General features: G+C 44.6%; 4 protein-coding genes. 2 read left to right on the top strand and 2 right to left on the bottom strand.

Annotated elements, in window-relative coordinates:
• Positions 1–820: LPS export ABC transporter permease LptG (lptG, locus tag IQR33_RS02885; RefSeq protein ID WP_228013731.1), on the top strand; the 820-nt coding region annotated here is incomplete at its 5' end.
• Positions 821–907: 87 nt separating this feature from the next.
• On the opposite strand, the gene IQR33_RS02880 is transcribed toward lptG, so the two are convergent.
• Together IQR33_RS02880 and IQR33_RS02875 are read right to left on the bottom strand one after the other, a co-directional pair.
• Positions 908–1,387, bottom strand: a complete 480-nt coding sequence (locus IQR33_RS02880; RefSeq protein ID WP_005381070.1) for an RDD family protein — start codon at positions 1,385–1,387, stop codon at positions 908–910.
• Positions 1,388–1,571: 184 nt separating this feature from the next.
• Entirely contained in the window at positions 1,572–2,840 is a 1,269-nt protein-coding gene (locus IQR33_RS02875; protein WP_005385537.1) for a DUF2254 domain-containing protein, read from the bottom strand.
• Between the two features lie 227 nt (positions 2,841–3,067).
• Between IQR33_RS02875 and IQR33_RS02870 the strand changes: the two genes are divergently transcribed.
• Positions 3,068–3,553 (top strand): SDR family NAD(P)-dependent oxidoreductase (locus tag IQR33_RS02870; protein ID WP_193837569.1); only part of this gene is annotated, 486 nt, incomplete at its 3' end.

The following is a 3,553-nucleotide window of genomic DNA, read 5'->3' as shown; positions in this document are numbered from 1 at the left end:
CTCTGAGCTTGTGGTGATGCAAGCTGCTGGTTTCTCTAAGCTGGATATCGGGTTATCGGTACTCAAAACGGCCGTCCCGCTCATGATTGTTGTTATGGCGTTAGGTCAATGGGGCGCTCCTGAGGCCCAGAAGATGGCCCGTGACTTACGTGCGTTTGCGATATCAGGTGGTAGCATTGTGTCTGTGCGCTCAGGTGTGTGGGCTCGTGATGCAAACGACTTTATCTTTATCGGTAAAGTCGAAGACGACAAACTTTATGCTTTAAATATGTGGCGTTTTGATGATGATAAGAATCTACAAAAAGTTATTTTCGCCGAAGAAGTCGACTACCAACAAGATAACAACTGGCTGATGCGTTACGTACAAATTACGGACATGGAAAATGAAAACGTAATTTCAAAGCAAGACATCGAACAGATGGAGTGGCACACCTCTTTGGCACCAGATAAGCTAGCTGTGGTGACCGTGAAGCCAGAAGAACTGTCACTGAGCGGTTTGTATGATTATGTGACTTACCTAAAAGCATCGGAACAAGATGCATCTCGCTATGAGTTGGCGTTTTGGCGTAAGTTGACTCAGCCGCTTTCAATTGCTGTGATGATGTTAATGGCGCTATCTTTTGTTTTCGGCCCACTCAGAAGCGTGACCATGGGGGCAAGGGTATTGTCGGGCGTGGTTGCCGGGTTTACTTTTTACATATCCAGTGAGTTCTTTGGCCCATTAAGCTTGGTGTATGGCATATCCCCAGTGTTTGGTGCTTTGGCCCCGAGTTTGGTGTTCTTAGCTATTGCGATTGCATTGCTACGAAGAAAGCTATAACTGAAGCATCATCGAATAAACCAAATTTTACCGAACCAAATGTAAAAGGAAGGCATTACGCCTTCCTTTTTTGTGTTCCTAGACAAGTTAGTTTGCCTTGGGTAATACAACTACCTCTGTTTTGGCCCAAATGTCGTGGAAACCACGTTTCTTCGGATCAATCGGTACAGTCAGATTTGCCAAGCCAAAGCCAGATGTCGAAATACGAATCAGAGCTTGAGTTACCGTAATTGGTGCACCGTCTTTGGCATTGCGAACTCGAAGCTTCCAAGCGCGCATCCCAAGAGTTTGTCCTGCTCGCGTCCAGAAGAACACAAAGAAATATATCCACACACCCGCAAGATAAAGTGTAAATAGAGGGCTCAATACAGGGTGTTTTCCGAGCATATCTGCGGCATCAGCGTACTCGCCATAGCTCAACAATCCTGCTGCATTTAGTGCAAACACAACGGCCATAACAATACCTGCGGCCATCATTTCAATTGCGATAATAATCAATGTGTCGTAAATCAACGCTGCAAGTCGACGAAAGAGACCTGCAGGTGGAAGAGTTGTAGACGTTGTCATTATTCCATCACTTACCTTAAAAATTGTGCGTCAGAATATAGATTCCCTCACCAAGAGAAAAGAGACCTAACGCACAGAGTCTTTAATTGTGTATAAACGAAGAGACTTTTCTGCCCTACGTTATCAGCACATGTCATGATACACGAGGCCGTGCAGCAATATGTTTCAACTGAATTCGACTCTCTTAACCATTGGCTTTTTGGTCTGTGACCAGATTAGATAGCTGAGAGAGTTGGTGTTTCTCATCTTCGGTATAATGTTGGCTTAATGAAAGCTCTAAAGCTTTTTCTGACAGCTTGATTGCTGGTGACAAAAATAACTTAGGGTGCATACTAGAGAGAGCTAGCAAGGCCTTTTGTAGGCGAATCTGTATTTGGAGTTGCGCTGCACCATCGTGTGCTATCGGCAAAAAGACATCATCAAACAAATCCTGGCAGCTCAATGCGGGCACAAATAGTCTAGGATATCGAGTTTTGGTAGGTGGCTCACTGAGTAGGTCTCCCCATAATGAAAGTGCTCGTACAGAACGCCCAAGAACGTCAATCGCGGTGCCATTATCATTTACAGCCGGAGATAGTGCTCGTGAGGCGATTTCCGCCATAACGACTAAACCAAAGCGAGGGTCCTGATCATATGAACGCTCCGTTCGAATCGTGAAGGCTGCCGTTACTTCGCTTTCGTCTGGCAATTCTCCACAAACCCAAGCCAATGGTTGACCTACGTACACAAAACTTCCCGGTTGTCGCTCAAGGTAGATGGTGCATTGGTTTGCTTCAGCAATACTATCGAGGTGATGCATATCAACATGCTGTAAGTAGCCAATTTCTTGGCTCAAAATAGGCTTACTTCCTCTGGGCTTATGCTCTGGGTGGCTCCATGGGTGAGCACCTAGCCAGCGCTCTTTGCCCCGTTTTCTTATCGCATCTAACAAGGCTTGCTCTACGTATGAAGTGGTTTCACTGACCCTTCCTAGTACGGAAAGGTGCTGAATCCAACGTAGCAGAGTGAGTATGATCATCACGATTACGGCGATAGTCACGATGAATAGATAAATTTGTGCTTGTTGATGATAGGCCCCAATACCTAGCGCGATAATTCCTACCAAACTAAATAGAAAAGAGCCAAGAAAGGTTGCTAAGGCATTTTGTGTTGTGCTGTCTTCCATCAACAGTTTTGTCGCTCGCGGCGTTACCCCTGCACTAGCGGCACTGTACGCTGAGACCATAATATTGAGAGAGAATGTAGTCACTGCAAGCATGGAGGTTGCGAGGATATTTAATATGTTGTTCAACAAATCCTTGCTGACGTTGATGGCAGGGGGCAAAGTAATGAACTGGTTTAAAACAATCGACATTAAGGCGGTAGCAACAGCTAGTAATGCGTAGAGTGACGTCCGGACCCACAGTTTTCGTGTCATCTGTTTCAGTAACCACTGCCATTTTGACCCAGTCATTCTTTGCTCCTATTCAGTTCTCACTAGAAAGTCGATAGAAAATTCAGAAAGTTATTCTTGCTTAAGCATAGGTTAAATGCCCGTCGTTCTGCTTGATATTTCATGCATCACGAAAGTAAGAAAGCTGCTTGCTTCAAAGAATGGTGCTCTTGAGGTGTGAATTACCACGATTCTGTTACCTTAATTGATAGATGAATTAAAAGTATGTGATTGAAAAGAGGTAGCGCATGATTGTAATTACAGGTGCAAGTAGCGGCTTAGGGGCGGAACTAGCAAAGCGTTATGATGCGGAAGGCAAAGAGACGTATGTAATAGGAAGAAATACAGAAAAACTATCCGCACTAGCAAAACAACTCTCTCATAACGTTGGTTATCAAGCTTGCAACCTCTCATTGCACCAAAATGTGAAACAGCTCTTTGATGGGGTGAAACAGTCCCCTGAAATGGTCATTCATAGTGCGGGAAGTGGTTATTTTGGCTTACTGGAAGAGCAGGAGCCGAAAGAGATTCAAAAGTTGATTGATAACAACCTGAATTCTGCGATTCATGTGCTAAGAGAGTTAGTAAAGCGTTACAAAGATCATCCAATAAAAGTGGTCATGATCATGTCCACAGCCGCGCAACAACCTAAAGCGCAAGAGTCTACGTATTGTGCAGTGAAATGGGCCGTCAAAGGATTAATTGAGTCGGTTCGTTTGGAGCTAAAAGGAAAA

Source organism: Vibrio sp. OPT46 (genome assembly GCF_015163535.1).
Lineage (GTDB): Bacteria > Pseudomonadota > Gammaproteobacteria > Enterobacterales > Vibrionaceae > Vibrio > Vibrio alginolyticus.
This window is presented reverse-complemented; position numbering and strand designations above follow the sequence as displayed.